Here is a 19,388-nt window from a genome sequence, read left to right as displayed (position 1 = left end):
CCACTCCCTGGCCTTCATGCTTGGCCCCCATGCGCCGGCCCATTGCCCCGCGGATTTCGCAGCACGGTAATCCGTCATGCGCATGTTTTAAAGTCATGGTGGGGGGCTTGCGGGGGTCTGCGGACGCCGCTAAAAGCCCGTTCACCGCAGCACGGCGGGGCCATAGCTCAGTTGGGAGAGCGCCTGAATGGCATTCAGGAGGTCGTCGGTTCGATTCCGATTGGCTCCACCATGACGAGGGGTTTCCGGAAACGGAAACCCCTCGAACCTTTTCCGGGGGCCTGCAAACGCGGAAACGGTCTGGTCCGCGCCACCATCCGCACGAAGCTGTCGCCCGGAACGCCTCGCTTCCGGCGAATGGCCGCGCCCCGCCTCAGCTCAGGCCGACCACCCGCCAGGCATGCTCCTGCCCGTCCGCCTCGACGATCGTGACGTTCTCGCCGGGCCGCAGCCGCGCCCGCAACTGCATCACCGCATGCAGCGGCGCATCCATCGCCGCCGAGGCCTGCCCGCCCTGCCGGAAGAAGCGCAGCGCCCAGCCCAGGTCCTCGTTATACTGCACATCCCCCTCCGAGAGGCCCTCGCCCGGCCAGAGGCGCCGCGCAGGCCAGGGGTCGGGGTCCGCCTGCCATGCCCCGGGGGAGGGGAGCCCGTCCGGGCCCAGCGTCAGCGTGATCTCGTAGCGGTGCTCGCGGCTTCCTTCCGGAAGCCCTGTCCCGCCACTCGGCGAGAGGATCAGCAGGGCCAAGCGCCACCTCCTTCAGCGGATCGCGGCGGCCAGCGCCTCAGATGGCCACCCGCGCGCCCAGCTCCACCACACGGTCGCTGGGGATTCGGAAAAACTCCGTGGCCGGCAGCGAGTTGCGGCTCATCAGCGTGAACAGCCACTGCTGCCAGCCCGGCATCTTCGGCACGGAGGCCGCCACCACCGTCTCGCGCCCCAGGAAGTAGGAGGCCTGCATCGGCTCGAAGGGCACGCCCATCGTCTCGTGCATCATCTCCAGGTCGCGCGGGATGTTCGGGCTCTCCAGGAAGCCGTAGCGCAGCAGCACGCGATAGATCCCCGGCCCCAGCTCCTCCGCCGAGCCCCGGTTGCGCACCTGCGGCACATCCTCGTTCAGCACCGTCACGAACACGATCCGCTCGTGCAGCACCTTGTTGTGCTTCAGGTTGTGCAGCAGCGCATTGGGCACGTAGTCCGCCTGCCCGGTCATGAAGATGGCGATTCCCGGCACCCGGATGGTGCGCGACTGCGGCAGCCGCGCCAGAAAGGACTTCAGCGGCAGGCTGTCCTGCTGGAAGCGCCGGAACAGCAGCTCCCGCCCGCGCCGCCAGGTCAGCATCTGCGTATAGAGCGCCGCCCCCAGCAGCAGCGGCACCCAGCCGCCATCGGGCACCTTCAGCACGTTGGAGATGAAGAAGGCGAGGTCCAGCAGGAAGAGCGGCAGGAACACCGCCACCACCAGCGGCCAGGACCAGCGGAAGTTCCGGTGGAACACGATGCCCGCGAGGCAGGAGGTCGCCAGGAAGGTGCCCGTCACCGCGATGCCATAGGCCGCCGCCAGGCTGTCCGAGTTGCGGAAGGCCACCACCAGCACCACCACGCCCGCCAGCAGCGAGAAATTCACCTGGGGCACGTAGATCTGCCCCTCTTCCGTCTCGCTGGTGTGCTTCACCACCAGCCGCGGCAGCAGCCCCAGCTGCACGCATTGCCGCGCGATGGAAAAGGCGCCCGAGATCATTGCCTGACTGGCGATGATCGTGGCCAGCGTCGCCAGCACCACCATCGGCAGGCGCATCCAGTCCGGCGCCAGCAGGAAGAAGGGATTCTCCAGCGCCTCGGTGTTGTTCAGCACCAGCGCCCCCTGGCCCAGGTAGTTCAGGATCAGCGAGGGCAGCACGAAGTACAGCCAGGCCAGCCGGATCGGCCGCTTCCCGAAATGCCCCATATCGGCATAGAGCGCCTCCGCCCCCGTCACCGCCAGCACCACCGAGCCCAGCGCGATGAAGGCCGCCAGCCGGTAGGCGATGCAGAACTGGATGGCATGGTGCGGCGACAGCGCCTCCAGCACCCCCGGCTCGCGCAGGATCTCGACCAGCCCCAGCAGCCCGATCAGCCCGAACCACAGCACCATCACCGGGCCGAAGATCCGCCCCATGGCATGCGTGCCGCGGTACTGGACCAGGAACAGCCCGATCAGCACTGCCAGTGAGACCGGCACCACGATTTCCCCGAAGGTGGGCGAGATCACCTTCAGCCCCTCCACCGCCGAAAGCACGGAGATGGCCGGGGTGATGATCCCGTCGCCGAAGAACAGGCAGGCGCCCGCGATGCCGATCAGCGCCACGATGTGGCGCCCCCGCTCCGTGCCCACCGCCCGCTGCGCCAGCGCCATCAGCGCCAGGATGCCGCCCTCGCCCCGGTTGTCCGCCCGCAGCACGATCAACACGTACTTCACCGTCACGACGATGATGATCGACCAGACGATCAGGCTGAGGACCCCCAGGATCTCCCAGCGCTCCAGCCCATCGGAGGCGAAGTGCACGAGCGCGGCCCGTAGCGCGTAGAGCGGGCTTGTGCCGATATCGCCGAAAACGACGCCGAGCACCCCTACCACAAGGCCGACGCTCAGAGGGCGGGATTCACTGCTGGACGTGGTCGGTGTCACGATGTCCGGAATGTTCCAGTGGAGCCCCAAGGCATACGCTGGACGCGGAGACGCCCGCAAGGCCCGCCCCCCGGCGCCTCTCCGGACCGTGCGAGGCCGATCCCCCGCCCGCCGCTGAACTTCCTGTGCGCGCCGGCTTCCCGGGCGGTGGCGTCGCGCTCGTGTGTCCGGCTCCGGTGGAGGCGCCGCCTCCCCCGGCCCCCTCCGCTGGGGGAATGGTATTCCCCCAGACCCCGCCTTGAGTTGGTGCCGGGTGGCGAGGTCGGCCTGCGGCCCGATCCCTGGGAGGAGGTGGATCGGCGGGGCCCCCGGAAAAGGAAAACAACCATGTCCGCGCTGGCGGCGCCATGGTCGCCGGGGAGCTTGGCTCTCCGGCGCGATCCGGCGTCAGCGAGCGCCAGATCATCGGGTCCAGGGCCCGCAGGATCCTGGCGAAGTGGGGGTTCGGGGGCGAGGCGGAGCCCTGCCCCCGAAGCGCGCCGTCTCCCGGGCGATCAGTGTCCGCGCAGGATCTGCGACAGGAACGCGCGCAGGCGGTCGGTGCGGGGGTTGTTGAACATCTCCTCCGGCGTGCCGGATTCGACCACCTCGCCCCGGTCCATGAACACCACCCGGTCGGCCACGGTGCGGGCGAAGCCCATCTCGTGCGTCACGCAGATCATGGTCATGCCGCTTTCCGCCAGGCTGACCATGGTGTCCAGCACCTCCTTGATCATCTCCGGATCGAGCGCCGAGGTCGGCTCGTCGAACAGCATGATCTTGGGCTTCATGCACAGCGCCCGGGCGATCGCCACGCGCTGCTGCTGCCCGCCGGAAAGCTGGCCGGGGTACTTGTTCGCCTGGTCGGGGATCTTGACCTTGCGCAGGTACTCCATCGCCTCTTCCTCGGCCTGCGCCTTGGGCATCTTGCGTACCCAGATCGGCGCCAGGGTGCAGTTCTGCAGGATCGTCAGGTGCGGGAAGAGGTTGAAGCTCTGGAACACCATCCCGACCTCGCGCCGGATGGCATCCAGCGCGCGGATGTCGTCCGTCAGCTCCACCCCGTCCACCAGGATGCGGCCCTGCTGGTGCTGCTCCAGCCGGTTGATGCAGCGGATCATGGTGGACTTGCCCGAGCCCGAGGGCCCGCACACCACCACCCGCTCGCCGGTCGCGACCTGCAGGTTCACGTCGCGCAGCACATGCATCGTGCCGTACCACTTGTTGACGTTCTCCAGCAGGATCGCCGGCGCCGTCCCCGCCCGCACGGCGGAGGCGACATGCGATTCCGGGCTCAGCGTTGCGCTCATGGTGTCGTTCTCCGGAAAGGGCTCAGCGCCGGCGGTGCCGGTTCAGCTCGGCCTCGAGATTCTGGCTGTAGCGCGACATGGCGAAGCAGAAGCAGAAGTAGATGAGCGCCACCATGATGTAGACCTCGATGCCGAAGCCCTGCCAGGCAGGCTCCACGATCGCCGTCTTGGCCGCGGTCAGCAGGTCGAAGATGCCGATGATCAGCACCAGCGACGTGTCCTTGAAGAAGCCGATGAAGGTGTTCACCAGCGGCGGGATCACCAGCCGCAGCGCCTGCGGCAGCACGATCAGCCCGGTCTTCTTCCAGTAGCTCAGCCCCAGCGCGTCCGCCGCCTCGTACTGCCCCTTGCCCAGCGCCTGCAGCCCGCCGCGCACCACCTCCGCCAGATAGGCGGCGGCGAAGAGGATGATGGCGATCTGCGCGCGCAGCAGCTTGTCGATGTTCATCCCCTCGGGCAGGAACAGCGGAAACATCACGCTCGCCATGAACAGCAGCGAGATCAGCGGCACGCCGCGGATCAGCTCGACATAGACGATGCAGAGCAGCCGGATCGCCGGCATCGAGGAACGCCGTCCCAGCGCCACCAGGATCGACAGCGGAAAGGCCACCGCGATGCCGAAGGTGGACAGGATCAGCGTGATCGGCAGCCCGCCCCAGCGCTCCTGCGGCACATAGGTGAGGCCGGGCACGCCCCCCCACATCAGCAGCGCGATGACCGCCAGCGTCACCACCCACACCACCGCCAGCTCCCAGCGCCAGAAGCGCCGCATGGCGGAAACGATGTAGAGCCCGATGAACAGCAGGCAGACCAGCGCCGGCCGCCACTGCTCGTCATAGGGATAGGTGGCGAAGAGGATGAAGCGGTACTTCTCCGTGATCACCGCCCAGCAGGCGCCCGTGCCCTGCACCGCGCGGCAGGCCTGGGTCTGGTTGTCCGGCACCGACCAGACGGCGTTGACGAAGGCCCAGTCCACGAAGCCGATCGCCCAGCGCACGATCAGGTAGATCAGCGCCAGCGTGACCGCGGTGGACCACCAGGAGGAGAACAGGTTCGTCCGCAGCCAGGCCACCGGCCCCACCACCGTGGTGGGCGGCTGGCGCGGCACCGCCTCGGGCGATCCGGCGGCGGCGGTGTTGAGGGTGATGTCGCTCATGCTGCCGCTCCCTCTCTCAGCGTTCCACCAGCGCGATGCGCGTGTTGTACCAGTTCATGAACAGGCTGATGCTCAGGCTGATGGTCAGGTAGACCAGCATGATGATGGCGATGCCCTCGATCGCCTGCCCCGTCTGGTTCAGCACCGTGTTGGCGATGGACACGATGTCCTGGTAGCCGATGGCCACCGCCAGCGAGGAGTTCTTCGTCAGGTTCAGGTACTGGCTGGTCATCGGCGGGATGATCACCCGCAGCGCCTGCGGCAGGATGACCTGCCGCAGCATCGTCCCCGGCCGCAGCCCCAGCGCCTGCGCCGCCTCCCACTGCCCCTGCGGCACCGAGGTGATGCCCGCGCGCACGATCTCGGCGATGAAGGCCGAGGTGTACATCACCAGCCCCAGCAGCAGCGCGAAGTACTCCGGGCTCACCGTCAGCCCGCCCTGGAAGTTGAAGCCGCGCAGCGCCGGGATGTCCGGTGTGAAGGGCGCGCCCAGCACCGCCCAGATCAGGATGGGCAGGCCGAGGATCAGCGCCAGCCCCGCCGGCCAGACCCGCCGCGGCTGCCCGTCCTGCATCTGCTTGGCCCGCGCGGAACGCGCATAGAACCAGGTGGCGACCGCCCCCGCGACCAGGCCCAGCAGCGCCCAGTTGTGCGCGTCCGTCCACTCGATCCAGGGCAGCTTCAGCCCGCGGTTGCTCAGGAACACGCCTTCCACCGGGTGCAGCGACTGCCGCGGCACCGGCAGGCTCTGCATGATCGTGTACCAGAACAGCAGTTGCAGCAGCAGCGGCACGTCGCGCACCACCTCGACATAGACCGCCGCGATCTTGCCCAGCAGCCAGTTCCTCGACAGCCGCGCGATGCCCACCAGCGTGCCGAAGACCGTGGCCAGGATCACGCCCACCACCGCCACCTTCAGCGTGTTCAGCACGCCCACCGCCAGGGCGCGGAAATAGGTGCTGGTGGGCGAATACTCGATCAGGTGCTCGCCGATCGGCAGCCCCGCCTCCCGCCACAGGAAGCCGAAGCCCGTGGCGATGCGCCTCACCTCCAGGTTGCGCGCGGTGTTGCTGGCCAGCCACCAGACGACGGCCACCACCAGCCCCACGATCAGCACCTGCCAGACGATGGAGCGCACCCGCTCGTCCCGCCAGCTCAGGCGAAAGGCTTTCTTCGGGGGCGCCTTCATGTGGCGCGGGTCCGTCGAGCTTTGCGACATCGGGAAAGCCCCTTGCATCTGTCCGGCCTTCTGCGGGCCGCGTCCCGGAGGAAAGGGCCGCGGGCCAGGACCGGCCCGCGGCGTTCAGGTCAGGCTCAGCGCATCGGCGGCGCGTATTGCAGCCCGTCCTTGTTCCACAGCGCGTTCTTGCCGCGCGGCAGGCCGATCGGCTTCAGGTTGCGGTCGAACACCTCGCCATAGTTGCCCACGGCCTTGATGACCTTCACCGCCCAGTCGTTCGACACGCCCAGCATCTTGCCCAGGTCGCCGTTCTTGCCGACGAAGCGCTGGATGTCCGGGTTCGGGCTGCTGGCCATCGAATCCACGTTCTTGGAATCGATACCCAGCTCCTCCGCCGTCACCAGCGCGAAATGCGTCCAGCGCACGAGGTCGGCAAAGCCCGGGTCGCCCTGCCGCACCGCCGGCGCCAGCGGCTCCTTGCTGATCAGCTCCGGCAGGATCACGTAGTCGTCCGGCTTCGGCTGGGTGGAACGGGTCGCCGCCAGCCCCGAGGCGTCCGTCGTATAGGCATCGCAGCGCCCGGCCACGAAGGCGCTCACCAGCTCCTCCAGCCGCTCGATCACCACCGGGGTGAACTTGACGTTGCTGGCCCGCGCCCAGTCGGTCAGGTTCTGCTCCGTGGTGGTGCCCGGCTGCACGCAGATCGTGGCGCCGTCCAGCTCCTTGGCGCTCTTCACGCCGGTGGACGTCTTCACCATGAAGCCCTGGCCGTCATAGAAGGTCGTGGCCGCGAAATCGAAGCCCAGGCTGGTGTCGCGCGACAGCGTCCAGGTCGTGTTGCGCGCCAGCATGTCCACCTCGCCCGACTGCAGCGCGGTGAAGCGGTTCTGCGCCGTGGTCGGCACGTAGCGCACCTTGCTCGCATCGCCGAAGATCGCCGCCGCCACCGCCTTGCAGTAGTCCACGTCGAAGCCGCGCCACACGCCCTGGCTGTCCGGCTGGGCGAAACCCGCCAGCCCGGTGTTCACCCCGCAGACGAGGCTGCCTCGGGACTTGATCGCATCCAGCGTCGCCCCGGACGGAGCGGCGGGTGCCTGCTGTGCCGCAGCCGGCGTCGCAAAGGCCCCGAGCGCCAGGGCGCCAAGGGATCCGAGCATGACGGCAAGCCGAAAAGGCCGCATTCCCTGAACTCTCCAAAAATGAATTCCACAGATCCCGCCCCGTTGCCCGGCACGGTGGGCCGCCATCCCGGGTTCCTACATTCCGGTCTGGCAGCCCTGCATAAATCGATACCCTTGAGTTTCGGGCGGCGCAAATCCCGCCTTCGCATCGGCCTCTGCCCGAATCCGCGCCATAAGAACGCAGTGCAGACAGCAAGGGCCGTGCCATGAACTGGAACAGGCCCGCCCGAACCCCAGCCCGTGGAAGGCCACCACCATGCGCATCATCCCGAAAACGGAAGTGGACCGGCTGCTTCCCTGGCCGGAACTGATCGCCGCGCTGGAGGAGGTCTTCCGCCTCGGCTGCGACGCCCCGCTGCGCCATCACCACTCCTTGCCGAACGGCCCGGATGCCACCGGATCGCTCCTGCTGATGCCCGCCTGGTGGGCAGACCGCTTCACGGGGGTCAAGATCGTGCATGTCATGCCGGCGAACGCCGCCGCCGGCCTGCCCGCCGTCCAGTCCTCCTACCTCCTCTCCGACGGCCGCACCGGCGAGGCCCTGGCCCTGCTCGACGGCGGCGCCCTGACCGACCGCCGCACGGCGGCCAGCAGCGTCCTCGCCGCCCGCTTCCTGGCCCGCCCCGGCAGCCGCCACCTGCTCGTCCTGGGCAGCGGCCGCGTCGCCGAGGCCCTGGCTGCCTGCTACGCCAGCGCCTTTCCGCTCGAACGCATCGCCATCTGGTCGCGCCGCCCCGAAAACGCCCAGGCCCTGGCCCGCCACCTGCGTGCCGAAGGCCTGCCCGCCGAATCGGTGATCCGGCCGGACCCCGCCTCGGCCGACATCGTCGCCTGCGCCACCCTCTCGGCCACGCCGCTGGTCACCGGCGCCGCCATCCGCCCCGGCACCCATGTGGACCTCGTCGGCGCCTTCCGCCCCACCATGCGCGAGAGCGACGGCGCCCTCCTGGCCCGCGCCCGCCTCGTGGTGGACACCCGCCCCGGTGCCCTGGCCGAGGCCGGCGACGTGGTCCAGGCCATCGCCGAGGGCGCCATCACCGAGGCCGGCATCGCCGCCGACCTGGCCCAGCTCTGCCGGGGCGAAAGCCGGGGGCGCGAATCGCCGGACGAGGTCACCGTCTTCAAATCCGTCGGCTGGGCTGGCGAGGACCTCGCCGCCGCCGCCCTGGCCTACCAACGCGCCGGCTGAACCGCGTCGCGCTTCATGGTCAACCGCGCCGGGGGAGAGGCTCTGCCTCTCGCCCCGGACCCCCTCTCCGCCAGGACACTGCGTGCCCTGGACCCGGGGAGTTGGCACCCCTGGTGGCCGTTGTTCTGCAGCCTGATCCCAGGGAACAGGTGGAGGCGCGGGGTTCCCGAGAAGAAGAAGACCCTGTCCGCGCGGGTGGCGCCGGCAGTCCGCCGGAGAGTCAGGCTCTCCGGCGCGATCCGGCGTCAGCGAGAGCCAACGAAAATGGGTCCAGGGCCCGCAGGGTCCTGGCGGATAGGGGGGCGGGGGAAAGGCGGCGCCTTTCCCCCGGGACAGCGCAACGCCGGACGCAAAGCCGTCCCCCAGGGATCAGAGCAGGAAGGCCAGGGCCTCCTCGCAGCTCTGTTCCACCTTCAGCGCCAGCATCCCGTCCGCCCGGGTGCGGCCCAGGTTCACCGCCGCCAGCGGCTTGCCGGCCTTGGCCGCCGCCTGGACGAAGCGGAAACCGGAATAGACCATCAGCGAGGACCCCACGACCAGCATGGCATCGGCGCGTTCCAGCGCCCGATAGGCTTCCTCCACCCGTTCCCGCGGCACGTTCTCGCCGAAGAACACCACATCCGGCTTCAGCAGCCCGCCGCAGACCGGACAGTCCGGCACGACGAAGCGCCCGAAATCCCGCCCCTCCAGGTCGGCATCCCCATCCGGCGCGATCCCGGCGCCGAGCCCGGCCCAGTCCGGGTTGCGCCGCACCAGCTCCTCCTGCATCGCCTCGCGCGGCATCTCATGGCCGCAGCCCAGGCAGCGCACCACATCGAGCCGCCCGTGCAGGTCGATCACCCGCCGGCTGCCCGCCGCCTGGTGCAGCCGGTCGACGTTCTGGGTCAGCAGCAGCTCGCATCGTCCCCGCTCCTCCAGCCGCGCCAGCGCCGCATGCGCCCGGTTGGGCCGCACCTGCCGGAAGAAGCGCCAGCCGACCATGCCCCGCGCCCAGTAGCGGCGGCGCGTGGCCTCGCTGCCCAGGAAGGCCTGCAGGGTCACCGGCTGGGCACGTTTCCACTGCCCCTCCGCGTCACGGTAGTCGGGAATGCCCGACCCGGTGCTGCATCCGGCACCGGACAGCACGAAAAGGCGCGGGTGCCGCGCCACGAATCCCGCCAATCCGCCTGGATAGGCAGGGGCGATGGAAAGGGGAGCGTCCAGGGCAGGCGCTGGGGGAGGGGCCGGGGGCGGCGTCGCGACATCCGTCATGCCGGAGGGATATAGGAACGCCATCCCCCGATCGCCGCCCGTCCCTGCGCATGGCGGCCGTGGTTCCCGGCCATCGCTGCATCGCGCCTCGTGGCCGCCCGCCGGGAAAGGGGCACGGCGCCGGACATCAGGGCAGGAGTGGCGACCGCCCCTGCCATATCCTCCGGGGCCTCACCCCACCGTTTCGGTCGCCACGGGCCGCCGCTGCCGCTCGGACTCGGTCTTCAACTGCCCACAGGCGGCCAGGATGTCGCGCCCGCGCGGCCGGCGGATCGGGGCCGAATACCCCGCATCGCTGACGATCTGGGCGAAACGCCGCACCACCTCGGGCTTCGAGGTCCCGTAGGCGCTGCCCGGCCAGGGATTGAACGGGATCAGGTTCACCTTGGCCGGAATGCCGTGCAGCAGCCGCACCAGCTCCCGCGCCTCGGCCTCGCTGTCGTTCACCCCGTCCAGCATCACGTATTCGAAGGTGATCCGGCGGGCGTTGGAGGCGGAGGGATAGCGCCGGCAGGCGGCCATCAGCTCGGCGATCGGATACTTCCGGTTCAGCGGCACGATCTCGTCGCGCAGCTCGTCCGTCACCGCGTGCAGGCTGACGGCGAGGCCGACATTCAGCTCCCGCCCGCAGCGGTCCATCATCGGCACGACGCCGGAGGTGGACAGGGTGATCCGCCGCCGCGACAGGCCGATCCCCTCGTTGTCCATCACGATGGTCAGCGCCTTGGCGACATTCTCGTAGTTGTAGAGCGGCTCGCCCATCCCCATCACGACGATGTTGCTCAGGTGGCGCGGCGTGCCGTCCTTGGGGGAGGGCCACTCGCCATAGCTGTCGCGCGCCGCCATGAACTGGCCGACGATCTCGGCGGCGCCCAGGTTGCGCACCAGCTTCTGCGTGCCCGTGTGGCAGAACCGGCAGGACAGCGTGCAGCCGACCTGGGTGGAGATGCAGACGGCGCCGCGATCCTCCTGCCCGTCGGGGATATAGACCGTCTCCACCTGCTGCGCGTCGCGGAAGCGGAACAGCCACTTGCGCGTGCCATCCTTGGAAAGCTGCTCGGTGGCCACGTCCGGCCGCCCCACGGCGAACCGCTCCGCCAGCCGCTGCTGCATCGGCCGCGCGATGGTCGGCATCTGCGCGAAGTCACGCACGCCCTGGTGATAGATCCAGTGCCAGAGCTGCCGGGCGCGGAAGGGCTTCTCGCCCATCGCCACCATCTCCGCCTCCAGCTCCGCCCGCGACAGGCCGACGAGGTCGCGCCGCCCATCCGGCAGCGTGGCCGGGGGCGGGGCGAAGATCGCCGACTTGGCGAGGATGCGCGCGGCCTCGGCCTCGGTCAGCTCGGCGGGGTTCGCGGCATCGGGGCGGGTCCGGAGGGCGGCGTCGCTCATCGGCGGGGGGGACATTCCTTGGAGATCGCCTCATAGGCCGCGGAGAAGCCGCTGAGGGAGAAGGTATCGGTGGTGGCGCCCTTGCCCTGCGGCCCGGGCCCCTTGATCACGAGATCGCGGCCCGCCTTGAAGGCGGCCACGGCGGCGGAACCCTCCTGGGCGAAGGCATTGTTCTGCACCCCGTAGAAACGCAGCTCGTTGGAGCCGACCGCGCCGGTGATCTCGGCATCGCGGTTGTTCTCCCGGCGGAAGGCATAGCCCAGCGAGGCCGCCACCTGGTCGCGCCCCTGCGGCCGCTGCGTCACCGTCAGCATGACGTTCTGCCGGCTGCCGCCGCCCTCGCTCTTTGCCGCGCGGGTGAAGGCATAGCAGACCTTGCCGCCACTCTCCTGGTGGGTCGCGGCCGTCCAGCTGCCGAAGCTGCCGAGGCGCTGCGGACCGCCGGCGGCACGATTCTGCGCTGAGGCCTCCGGCACCTGGGCGAGGGAGACGAGCGCGAGGGCGAGAACAGGGAGCAATCGCTTCATGGCGGCGCAGATAAGGCCCCGGAGCCACCCGGTTCAACCGCGGAGATGACCGGATCAGCCATGTTCCGCAGCCGGGCCGGTCCGGACGGCGGCAAGGAACGGCGCCGCCCCCGCCTCCCGGCACGCTTCCCGCCCCGCATCCGGGTAGTGCCCAGCGGCCTCGCCCGCCCGCGCCGCGTGCCTCCCGGCGACGCTCCGCCCAGTCATCCCGCCCAGCCCGGCCGGCACTGCCCCCAGCGGGCATCCCGGCGGGCATCCCCGGCGGGCATCCCCGCTTGGCGCCCCGGCCACATCGCCTTATCAGCCCGGCCCATGCAGGATGCGCGCATGACCGGCCAGCCCCTACCCGAGCAGGACGAGCGCGACCGCCAGCTCGCCGCCCAGTACGACAGCTACCCCTATCCCGCCCGCAACCCGGCGGACGAGGCCAAGCGCCTGATCATCGGCAGCCCCTCCCACCTGCGGGAAGTGGACCACTGGATCTTCGGCGCCCGCCGCCCGGAGTCGCAGCCGCTGCGCGCGCTGATGGCCGGCGGCGGCTCGGGCGACGGCACCATCATGCTGGCCCAGCACCTCGCCCGCGCCGGCCGCCCGGGCGAGGTGGTCTGGCTCGACCGCTCCGCCGCCGCGCGCAAGGTGGCGCAGGCCCGGGCGGAAAGGCGTGGCCTCGGCAACATCCGCTTCACCGAGGGCTCGATCCTCGACCTGCCCGACCCCCAGCTCGGCCTCTTCGACTACATCGACTGCTGCGGCGTGCTGCACCACCTGCCCGACCCGCTGCAGGGCCTGCGCAACCTCGCCGCCTCGCTCGCCCCCGGCGGCGGCATCGGCCTCATGGTCTATGCCCCGCATGGCCGCACCGGCGTCTACATGCTCCAGGACGCGCTGCGCCTCCTCACCCCGCCCGAGGAAGCCCCGGCGACACGGCTGGAGATCGGCAAGCGCCTCTGGAAGCAGGCGCCCGAGACCGCCTGGCTCCGCCGCAACCCCTGGATCACCGACCACACGGAGGGCGGCGACGCCGGCCTCTACGACCTGCTGCTGAACCCGCGCGACGTGGCCTATACCGTGCCGCAGCTCGCCGCCCTGATCGAAGCCGCTGGCCTGCGCCTGCGCTGCCTCGTGGAGCCCCTGCGCTACGACCCCGACCGCTACCTGCCCGACCCGCGCCTGCGCGAACGCGCCGCCGGGCTCGGCCCCATCGGCCGCGCCGCCCTGGCGGAGGCGGTGGCGGGCAACATGGGCATCCACATCGCCTACTGCACCCGCGACCCGGCGCCGGAGCCCGACTGGGACAACCCCGATTCGGTCCCCGTGCTGCGGGAGATGGACGGCGCCGCCCTGGCCCGCGCCGTGGCCCCCCAGGGCGTGCTGCCGGTGAACTTCGACGGCGTGCGCATGAACCTCGCCCTGCCGCGCCTCGCCCCGGCGATCCTGGCCCGCGTGGACGGCCGGCGCAGCCTGGGCGAGATCGCCGAGGCCGTGGCAGCGGGCGGCGCCTCCCGTGAACAGGTGGCCCGCGACCTCGCCGCGCTGCGCGGGGTGATGGAGCCGCTGAACCGCCTCCTCCTCGCCGCGCCCCGCCCGGGTGGCGGGTGACGCATCCCGGGGCAGGGGCCCCGCCGCCCCTCCGGGGCCCGGTGAGGCAACCCCGGTGACGGCCACCCCGTGAGGAGAGCCCCCGATCCGGCCGGGCTGCCGCCCCCGCGCCCCAGGGCAGGGACCAGGGGAGGGACCAAGGGGGAGACCAGGGACGGCATCCGGCAAGGCGCGGGCCGCCCCCCGCCGGCCATGCCATCCCCTCGGCGGGCACAACCCGGCCGCGGCGGCTGGCGCTGGCTGCGCCGCGGCCTGGTGCTCTCCATCTGGGCCGCGATCGGCGCGGCCCTGCTCCTCCTCGCCCTGGTCTGGGACCTGCCGGCGCCGGAAAAGGCCCTCTCCGCCACCCGCCGCCCCTCCCTGACGCTGGAGGCCATGGACGGCCGCGTGATCGCCACCCAGGGCGACCTCTATGGCGAGGCCCTGCGCCTGAGGGAGATGCCCGCCGCCATGCCGCAGGCGCTGATGGCCATCGAGGACCGCCGCTTCCTCAGCCATCCCGGCATCGACCCGGTGGGCCTGCTGCGCGCCGCCTGGGCCAACCTGCGCGCGGGGCATGTGGTGCAGGGCGGCTCCACCCTGACCCAGCAGCTCGCCAAGAACCTCTTCCTCAGCCCCGACCGCTCCTTCCGCCGCAAGGCGCAGGAGGTGCTGATGGCCCTCTGGCTGGAACGCCGCTTCACCAAGACCGAGCTGCTGGAGATCTACCTGAACCGCGTCTATCTGGGCTCCGGCGTCTATGGCGTGGACGCGGCGGCGCGGGCCTATTTCGGCATCTCCGCCCGCCGCCTGAACCTGTGGCAGGCGGCGATGCTGGCCGGGCTGCCCAAGGCCCCCTCCCGCCTCAACCCCCGCACCGATCCGGAGGCCGCGATCCGCCGCGCGAAGGACGTGCTGCGCGCCATGGCCGAGACCGGCGCCATCACCCCGGAACAGGCGGAGCGCGAGGCCACCCGCATCGCCCTGCCGCCGCGCCCGGGCCGCAACGCCGGCTGGTTCGCCGACTGGGTGCAGGACGAGCTGGGCCGCCGCTTCCCGGAAAGCGCCGACCTCGTCCTGCGCACCACCCTCGACGCCCGCATCCAGGCCGTGGCGGAAGCCCGCCTCAACGCCCTCCTCGCCGGCCCCGGCGCGGCGGCCGGGGTGGGCGACGGCGCCGTGCTGGTGCTGGATGCCCCCACCGGCGCCGTGCGCGCCATGGTCGGCGGCCGCGCCTACCGCACCAGCCAGTTCAACCGCGCCGTGGACGCGCGCCGCCAGCCGGGCTCCGCCTTCAAGCCCTTCGTCGTCCTGGCGGCGCTGGAAGCAGGCATGGACATCTCCACCACCGTCTCCGACGCGCCCCTGACCCTGGGCAACTGGTCCCCCGGCAACGGCCACTGGGCCAGCCGGGGCGAGATCACGCTGGAGGATATGCTGGTCCACAGCGTCAACACCGCGGCGGTCCGCACCCTGCTCCGCGCCGGCGGGCCGAAGCCGGCGATCGCGGTGGCGCAACGCCTGGGCCTCGCCGGCCCCTTCCCGCAGGACGCCACCCTGGCCCTTGGCACGGGGCAGGCATCCCTGCTGGAACTTGTGTCCGCCTACGCCGCTTTCGCCAATGGAGGGTTGCACGTGGAACCGTTCGGCCTCGCCGCCGCCCGCGGCGGCAACACCCTGCGCTCCCTGCCGCCGCCCGACCCGGCGCGCGTGATGACGGTGGACCAGGCCTATGCCATCCGCCGCGCGCTGGAGAGCGTCGTGGCGCGCGGCACCGCCCGCGCCGCCGCCGTCCCCGGCCGCCTGGTGGGCGGCAAGACCGGCACCACCCAGGATTCCCGCGACGCCTGGTTCATCGGCTTCTCCGGCCGCACCGTGATCGGGGTCTGGCTCGGCAACGACGACGCCACGCCGATGAACGACGTCCAGGGCGGCACCCTGCCGGCCCGCCTCTTCCATGAGATCCTCGAGGAGATCCCGCGATGAAGCCGGAGACACCCCCCCCGGAGAACCTCCCCGGAGAGACCTCCGGCTCCCCCCCTCTGGCCGAGCTCTCCTTCCTGTTCAGCCCCGTGCGCCACGCGGCGAACAACCTCGCCATGGTCCTGCTGATGAACCTCGAATCGGCGGCGCGCGTCATCCCGCCCACCGAGCGCGGCAGCCGGCAGATCGCCCGCGCCCTGGAGGCGGCCGAGGAATACGACCGGCTGATGCGCAGCCTCCTGGCCCTGACCCGCAGCGAGCAGGAAGTGCCCCTCCGCGCCAGCGCCTACCTGCAGGACCTGCTGCCGCTGCTGGGCCTCGCCGCGGGCCGCAAGCTCACCCTGGAGGCCGAGGGGGAACCGGCCGAGCTCCGGGTCCGGCGTCCGGCCCTGGACGCCGCCCTGCTGGCGCTGATGCAGGACATGCCGGCGGGGAGCCCCCCCGTGCTGCGCCTGCGCGGCACCCGGCTCACGCCCGGCTTCCCGGTCGATGCGGCGCGGCAGGATGCGCTGCGGGCGGCCGGAGTGACGGTGGAAGGCAGCGTCCTCCAACTGCCCACGCGCGCGGGCTGACGGGACGGCCCGCGATTGACCCCCCGCCCCGCGAAGCGCCTCATCCCGGCCGCCTCATCGTGACAGGCCCGGACCGCCCCAGGGAGAACACCGCCATGCCGCAGACCCGCTTCGTCGTGCTCGCCGAGTTCCGCCTGAAGCCAGAGGGCCGCGCCCGCTTCATCGAGCTCGCCCGCGCCGATGCCCGGGGCTCCGTCGCCGACGAGCCCGGCTGCCACCAGTTCGACCTCCTCCTCCCGGAGGAGGACGAGACCCTCGCCGTGCTGCACGAGGTCTATGACAGCCGCGCCGCCTTCGAGACGCATCTGACCATGCCGCACTACCTGCCCTTCCGCGACGGCGTGCCGGACCTCATCACCGGCAAGACCGTCCGCTTCTTCCGGCAGGACGCCGGCTGAACCCTTCCGGCGCGGCCCCCGGCGCCCCGCGTGGCACGTCCCCGGTGCAGGCGGGGAAAAAGCCGCCTTGACTTCGAGTGCGCTCGAAGTCGTAGCAACCGTGGCGTCAGGAAGGACAAGGCACAGCATGAAGATCGGCGACCTGTCCAGGCGCACCGGGCTGACGGCCCATACACTGCGCTATTACGAGCGGATCGGGTTGCTGCCGCGGGCATCGCGGGATTCGTCGAAGCAGCGGGACTACGACGCCTCGATCCTGCCCTGGATCGACTTCGTCGGGCGCCTGCGGCGGACCGGCATGCCGGTCCGGGAGATGGTCCGGTATGCCACGCTGCGGTCGCAGGGCGTCGCGAGCGAGCCGGAACGGGAAGACCTCCTCCGGCGGCATCGCCAGCATGTCCGGCGGCAACTGGCCGAGCTTCAGGCGTGCCTGTCCGTCCTCGACAGCAAGATCGCCGGCTACGGCGGTCGTTCCAGGATGGAGAAAGCCGATGACGCCAAACCCCCCGGAGGCCATGAGCCGCTACGAACGGGGCCTGCGCGCCCTGGCTGACATCGACGGCCATGCCGGACAGGCCGTCATCGACTCGTTGGCCGGCATCGCGCCGGACTTCGCGCGCTACCTGCTCGAGTTCCCCTTCGGGGACATCTACTCCCGCCCCGGGCTCGATCTCCGGAGCCGCGAGGTCGCGACCGTCGCCGCGCTGACCGCCCTGGGAAACGCGGGGCCGCAGCTGCGGGTGCACATCCAGGCGGCGCTGAACGTGGGGCTGAGCCAGGACGAGATCGTCGAGATCATCATGCAGATGGCGGTCTATGCCGGCTTCCCCGCCGCCCTGAACGGACTGTCCGCGGCCCGGGAGGTCTTCGCGGCACGCGCCGGCTGACCTTCGCCGGGGCAGCGCCAACGGCCTTCCGGGCCTGGGGCGATGGCCCCCCATACCCCCGTGCGAGGATGCGGTCCGCCAGGCTGCGGCGGCCGCCACCTCGGGGGGGGAGGCGATGTCCCGTGCCCGGGTGGGAGGATGCGGCCCGCGGAAGGGGGATGGCCAGCCGTCCCCCACCCCTCCGGCACATTCCCCGGCCTCCCCGGGCGAGGCGCCCGGCCCCCCCGCGAAGCCCCGCTACAGCAGCGCCTCGATCCGCTTCTCCAGCTCGGCGGGCTTCGTCGTCGGCGCGAAGCGGTCCACCACCGTCCCCTCCCGGTCCACCAGGAACTTGGTGAAGTTCCACTTGATCGCCTCGGTGCCCAGCACGCCCTTCCGCGCGCCCTTGAGCCACTGGAACAGCGGATGCGCCCCCGGCCCGTTCACCTCCACCTTGGCGAAGACCGGAAAGGTGACGTCATAGGTGGTGGAGCAGAACGTCGCGATCTCCGCCTCGCCGCCCGGCTCCTGGCCGCCGAACTGGTTGCAGGGAAAGCCCAGCACCGCGAAGCCCCGCCCCGAATAGGCCCGGTACAATGCCTCCAGCCCCGCATACTGCGGGGTGAAGCCGCATTTGCTCGCGGTGTTCACGATCAGCAGCACCTGCCCCGCATAATCCGCCAGGGGAACCTCCTCCCCCCGCAGTGTCCTGGCGGAAAACCCGTTGATCCCGGCCATGCCATCCCTCCTGCCTCGCATCGCCGCGCAAGGTAGGGCTTCCGCCCGTCCTGCCCAGAGGGAACCACCCAGGGGAACCACCCAGGGGAACCACCCAGGGGAACTCCCCAGGAAAACCTTTCAGCGGAAACGCTCCGAAGGGGACAGCCGGTGAAACTCCCGGAAGCATCGGCCGGGGCAGGGGGGCTGCCTGCGAGGAACCCACCGGAGGACGATCCGGGCGAGGCCTGATCCATGGACCGGCCCCGGGGAAACAACCGGCCGGAATGCCGCGCCCCCCATCACCCCGGCGGAGGCAGGGCCGCCTTCATCGCATCCGCCAGCCGCCGGTTGAGTTGCGCCACCGACCGGCGCTCCTGCGCGCTCCAGTTCGCGAGGAGCCGGCCGAGGAGCCGCCGCCGCGCCCCGGTGATCGCGGCGATGAGCCGTTCCCCCGCCTCCGTGATGCGCGCCTCGCGGACCCGCTGGTCGCCGGCGGCCGCCTGCCGGGCCACGAGGCCGAGCCGTTCCAGCCTGGCGACCTGCCGGCTGATCGTCGAATGGTCGCGGCCCGCCTGCCCGGCCAGCTCGACGATGCCAACCGACCCGGCCCGCGCGATCCGCACCAGCAGGGGAAACAGCGCCCGGTCGAGCGTGACCCCTGCCTCCCGCAACAGCACCTCGTCCTGGCGCGGGCTGTTCAGGGCGCCCACCAGATCGATCAGCGCCCCTGCGAGCAGATCGAGATCATGTGTATCATGCACGGTTTACGGCCATCCGGAAGCAACGTAGAACTCCGTGCATGATACACGAGAATCCCGTGGGCGCACCAGCAACCCCGAAAATCCTGCTGATCATGGGCAGCACGCGGGCCAGCCGGCTCTGCCCCACGATCGCCCGCTGGGTTGCCGGCATCGCCGAAGCCTCCGCCGGCCTCGGTTGCGAGCTGGTGGACCTCACCGACTGGCCCCTGCCCATGGACGACGAACCCGGCATCCCCGCCCTCGGCGCCTACCTCCAGCCGCACACGCGGGCCTGGAGCGCGAAGATCGCCGGCGCCGATGCCTTCGTCTTCGTCACGCCGCAGTACAACTGGGGCTACCCCGCCCCGCTCAAGAACGCCATCGACCACCTTCACGCCGAATGGCGCGGCAAGCCCCTGGTGATCGTCAGCTATGGCGGCCATGGCGGCGGCAAATGCGCCGCCCAGCTCCGGCAGGTCGCGGAAGGGCTGAAGATGCGCGTGGTCCCGGCGATGCCCGGCATCACCCTGCCCGAATCGGTGATCCGGGGTGCCCCGATCGACCCGGAAGCCGATCTCGGCGGCCAAGCCACCCCCATCCGGCAGGCCTTCGCCGAACTGGCCGCCGCCCTTGCCGAAACCGGGACTCCCCCGTCTCCCTAGGCCCCGGCTCCGCTCCCCGAAGGGCTCACCGGACC

At 71.0% G+C, this 19,388-nt stretch carries 19 protein-coding genes and 1 tRNA gene; 9 read left to right on the top strand and 11 right to left on the bottom strand.

From position 1 onward, the window contains the following. The first annotated feature begins 156 nt into the window (after positions 1-156). Positions 157-232 (top strand) — tRNA-Ala (locus tag BT98_RS0115715). A 141-nt stretch (positions 233-373) separates the two neighbouring features. On the opposite strand, the gene BT98_RS0115710 is transcribed toward BT98_RS0115715, so the two are convergent. From BT98_RS0115710 to BT98_RS0115685, 6 genes are all read right to left on the bottom strand, one after another. Further along, positions 374-748 (bottom strand): hypothetical protein, encoded by a 375-nt coding sequence (locus BT98_RS0115710; protein ID WP_019462350.1) that lies wholly within the window; start codon positions 746-748, stop codon positions 374-376. Between the two features lie 37 nt (positions 749-785). Further along, a complete protein-coding gene (locus BT98_RS0115705) occupies positions 786-2,681 on the bottom strand; it encodes a potassium transporter Kup (RefSeq protein ID WP_369699837.1) in 1,896 nt (631 codons plus the stop codon). A gap of 482 nt (positions 2,682-3,163) precedes the next feature. After that, positions 3,164-3,958: an amino acid ABC transporter ATP-binding protein gene (locus tag BT98_RS0115700; protein WP_019462348.1), complete on the bottom strand. Its 795-nt coding sequence runs from the start codon at positions 3,956-3,958 to the stop codon at positions 3,164-3,166. A gap of 22 nt (positions 3,959-3,980) precedes the next feature. Further along, positions 3,981-5,114: an amino acid ABC transporter permease gene (locus BT98_RS0115695; RefSeq protein WP_019462347.1), complete on the bottom strand. Its 1,134-nt coding sequence runs from the start codon at positions 5,112-5,114 to the stop codon at positions 3,981-3,983. A gap of 16 nt (positions 5,115-5,130) precedes the next feature. Further along, on the bottom strand, positions 5,131-6,333 hold the full coding sequence (locus BT98_RS0115690) for an amino acid ABC transporter permease (protein ID WP_026033426.1): 1,203 nt from the start codon (positions 6,331-6,333) through the stop codon (positions 5,131-5,133). Between the two features lie 95 nt (positions 6,334-6,428). Beyond that, positions 6,429-7,451, bottom strand: a complete 1,023-nt coding sequence (locus BT98_RS0115685) for an amino acid ABC transporter substrate-binding protein (protein WP_019462345.1) — start codon at positions 7,449-7,451, stop codon at positions 6,429-6,431. A 280-nt stretch (positions 7,452-7,731) separates the two neighbouring features. Here BT98_RS0115685 and lhpI point away from each other — a divergent pair, with 280 nt between their 5' ends. After that, complete coding sequence (gene lhpI / locus BT98_RS0115680; protein WP_019462344.1) at positions 7,732-8,664, top strand: bifunctional Delta(1)-pyrroline-2-carboxylate/Delta(1)-piperideine-2-carboxylate reductase; 933 nt, start codon at positions 7,732-7,734, stop codon at positions 8,662-8,664. A gap of 369 nt (positions 8,665-9,033) precedes the next feature. Here the strand turns inward: lhpI and BT98_RS0115675 are convergent, their stop codons facing one another. The 3 genes from BT98_RS0115675 to BT98_RS0115665 form a co-directional block, all read right to left on the bottom strand. Further along, entirely contained in the window at positions 9,034-9,915 is an 882-nt protein-coding gene (locus tag BT98_RS0115675) for an NAD-dependent protein deacetylase (RefSeq protein ID WP_079253488.1), read from the bottom strand. Positions 9,916-10,086: 171 nt separating this feature from the next. Beyond that, the gene (gene rlmN, locus BT98_RS0115670) at positions 10,087-11,307 is read right to left on the bottom strand and encodes a 23S rRNA (adenine(2503)-C(2))-methyltransferase RlmN (RefSeq protein ID WP_019462342.1); all 1,221 of its coding nucleotides are present in this window, start codon (positions 11,305-11,307) and stop codon (positions 10,087-10,089) included. Beyond that, positions 11,304-11,834, bottom strand: coding sequence for an invasion associated locus B family protein (locus BT98_RS0115665; RefSeq protein ID WP_026033422.1), 531 nt, complete (start codon positions 11,832-11,834; stop codon positions 11,304-11,306). Before BT98_RS0115665 ends, rlmN begins: the two co-directional genes overlap by 4 nt. Positions 11,835-12,161: 327 nt before the next feature. On the opposite strand from BT98_RS0115665, the gene BT98_RS0115660 reads away from it, so the two are divergent. The 6 genes from BT98_RS0115660 (at position 12,162) to BT98_RS0115635 (ending at position 17,252) form a co-directional block, all read left to right on the top strand. Beyond that, positions 12,162-13,433, top strand: coding sequence for a methyltransferase (locus BT98_RS0115660; RefSeq protein WP_019462340.1), 1,272 nt, complete (start codon positions 12,162-12,164; stop codon positions 13,431-13,433). A 192-nt stretch (positions 13,434-13,625) separates the two neighbouring features. Then, complete coding sequence (locus tag BT98_RS0115655) at positions 13,626-15,398, top strand: transglycosylase domain-containing protein (protein ID WP_019462339.1); 1,773 nt, start codon at positions 13,626-13,628, stop codon at positions 15,396-15,398. Beyond that, positions 15,395-15,967 carry a hypothetical protein gene (locus BT98_RS0115650; RefSeq protein ID WP_019462338.1) on the top strand — a complete coding sequence of 191 codons (573 nt, stop codon included), beginning with the start codon at positions 15,395-15,397 and terminating at the stop codon, positions 15,965-15,967. Before BT98_RS0115655 ends, BT98_RS0115650 begins: the two co-directional genes overlap by 4 nt. 95 nt (positions 15,968-16,062) lie before the next feature. Next, the gene (locus BT98_RS0115645; RefSeq protein ID WP_019462337.1) at positions 16,063-16,365 is read left to right on the top strand and encodes a putative quinol monooxygenase; all 303 of its coding nucleotides are present in this window, start codon (positions 16,063-16,065) and stop codon (positions 16,363-16,365) included. Between the two features lie 127 nt (positions 16,366-16,492). Continuing rightward, a complete protein-coding gene (locus BT98_RS0115640; protein ID WP_027297272.1) occupies positions 16,493-16,918 on the top strand; it encodes a MerR family transcriptional regulator in 426 nt (141 codons plus the stop codon). Next, positions 16,881-17,252, top strand: coding sequence for a carboxymuconolactone decarboxylase family protein (locus tag BT98_RS0115635; RefSeq protein ID WP_226945993.1), 372 nt, complete (start codon positions 16,881-16,883; stop codon positions 17,250-17,252). The genes BT98_RS0115640 and BT98_RS0115635 overlap by 38 nt, the downstream gene beginning before the upstream one ends. A 237-nt stretch (positions 17,253-17,489) precedes the next feature. Here the strand turns inward: BT98_RS0115635 and BT98_RS0115630 are convergent, their stop codons facing one another. Then, positions 17,490-17,969: a glutathione peroxidase gene (locus tag BT98_RS0115630; RefSeq protein WP_027297271.1), complete on the bottom strand. Its 480-nt coding sequence runs from the start codon at positions 17,967-17,969 to the stop codon at positions 17,490-17,492. A 281-nt stretch (positions 17,970-18,250) separates the two neighbouring features. Then, on the bottom strand, positions 18,251-18,712 hold the full coding sequence (locus BT98_RS0115625) for a MarR family winged helix-turn-helix transcriptional regulator (RefSeq protein WP_027297270.1): 462 nt from the start codon (positions 18,710-18,712) through the stop codon (positions 18,251-18,253). A 56-nt stretch (positions 18,713-18,768) separates the two neighbouring features. Between BT98_RS0115625 and BT98_RS26215 the strand changes: the two genes are divergently transcribed. Continuing rightward, positions 18,769-19,353 (top strand): NADPH-dependent FMN reductase, encoded by a 585-nt coding sequence (locus BT98_RS26215; RefSeq protein WP_202801255.1) that lies wholly within the window; start codon positions 18,769-18,771, stop codon positions 19,351-19,353. Positions 19,354-19,388 lie beyond the last annotated feature (35 nt).

This window comes from Roseomonas mucosa ATCC BAA-692, from assembly GCF_000622225.1.
Classification (GTDB): domain Bacteria; phylum Pseudomonadota; class Alphaproteobacteria; order Acetobacterales; family Acetobacteraceae; genus Roseomonas; species Roseomonas mucosa.
This window is presented reverse-complemented; position numbering and strand designations above follow the sequence as displayed.

Excerpts from the sequence above, each read along its gene's own strand:
- BT98_RS0115635 (WP_226945993.1), top strand. The coding sequence starts at position 16,881 with ATGAGCCGCTACGAACGGGGCCTGCGCGCCCTGGCTGACATCGACGGC.
- rlmN (WP_019462342.1), bottom strand. The coding sequence starts at position 11,307 with ATGAGCGACGCCGCCCTCCGGACCCGCCCCGATGCCGCGAACCCCGCC.
- BT98_RS0115665 (WP_026033422.1), bottom strand. The coding sequence starts at position 11,834 with ATGAAGCGATTGCTCCCTGTTCTCGCCCTCGCGCTCGTCTCCCTCGCC.
- BT98_RS0115675 (WP_079253488.1), bottom strand. The coding sequence starts at position 9,915 with ATGACGGATGTCGCGACGCCGCCCCCGGCCCCTCCCCCAGCGCCTGCC.
- BT98_RS0115660 (WP_019462340.1), top strand. The coding sequence starts at position 12,162 with ATGACCGGCCAGCCCCTACCCGAGCAGGACGAGCGCGACCGCCAGCTC.
- BT98_RS0115690 (WP_026033426.1), bottom strand. The coding sequence starts at position 6,333 with ATGTCGCAAAGCTCGACGGACCCGCGCCACATGAAGGCGCCCCCGAAG.
- BT98_RS0115645 (WP_019462337.1), top strand. The coding sequence starts at position 16,063 with ATGCCGCAGACCCGCTTCGTCGTGCTCGCCGAGTTCCGCCTGAAGCCA.
- BT98_RS0115685 (WP_019462345.1), bottom strand. The coding sequence starts at position 7,451 with ATGCTCGGATCCCTTGGCGCCCTGGCGCTCGGGGCCTTTGCGACGCCG.
- BT98_RS0115700 (WP_019462348.1), bottom strand. The coding sequence starts at position 3,958 with ATGAGCGCAACGCTGAGCCCGGAATCGCATGTCGCCTCCGCCGTGCGG.
- BT98_RS0115630 (WP_027297271.1), bottom strand. The coding sequence starts at position 17,969 with ATGGCCGGGATCAACGGGTTTTCCGCCAGGACACTGCGGGGGGAGGAG.
- BT98_RS0115640 (WP_027297272.1), top strand. The coding sequence starts at position 16,493 with ATGAAGATCGGCGACCTGTCCAGGCGCACCGGGCTGACGGCCCATACA.
- BT98_RS0115650 (WP_019462338.1), top strand. The coding sequence starts at position 15,395 with ATGAAGCCGGAGACACCCCCCCCGGAGAACCTCCCCGGAGAGACCTCC.
- BT98_RS0115655 (WP_019462339.1), top strand. The coding sequence starts at position 13,626 with ATGCCATCCCCTCGGCGGGCACAACCCGGCCGCGGCGGCTGGCGCTGG.
- BT98_RS0115695 (WP_019462347.1), bottom strand. The coding sequence starts at position 5,114 with ATGAGCGACATCACCCTCAACACCGCCGCCGCCGGATCGCCCGAGGCG.
- lhpI (WP_019462344.1), top strand. The coding sequence starts at position 7,732 with ATGCGCATCATCCCGAAAACGGAAGTGGACCGGCTGCTTCCCTGGCCG.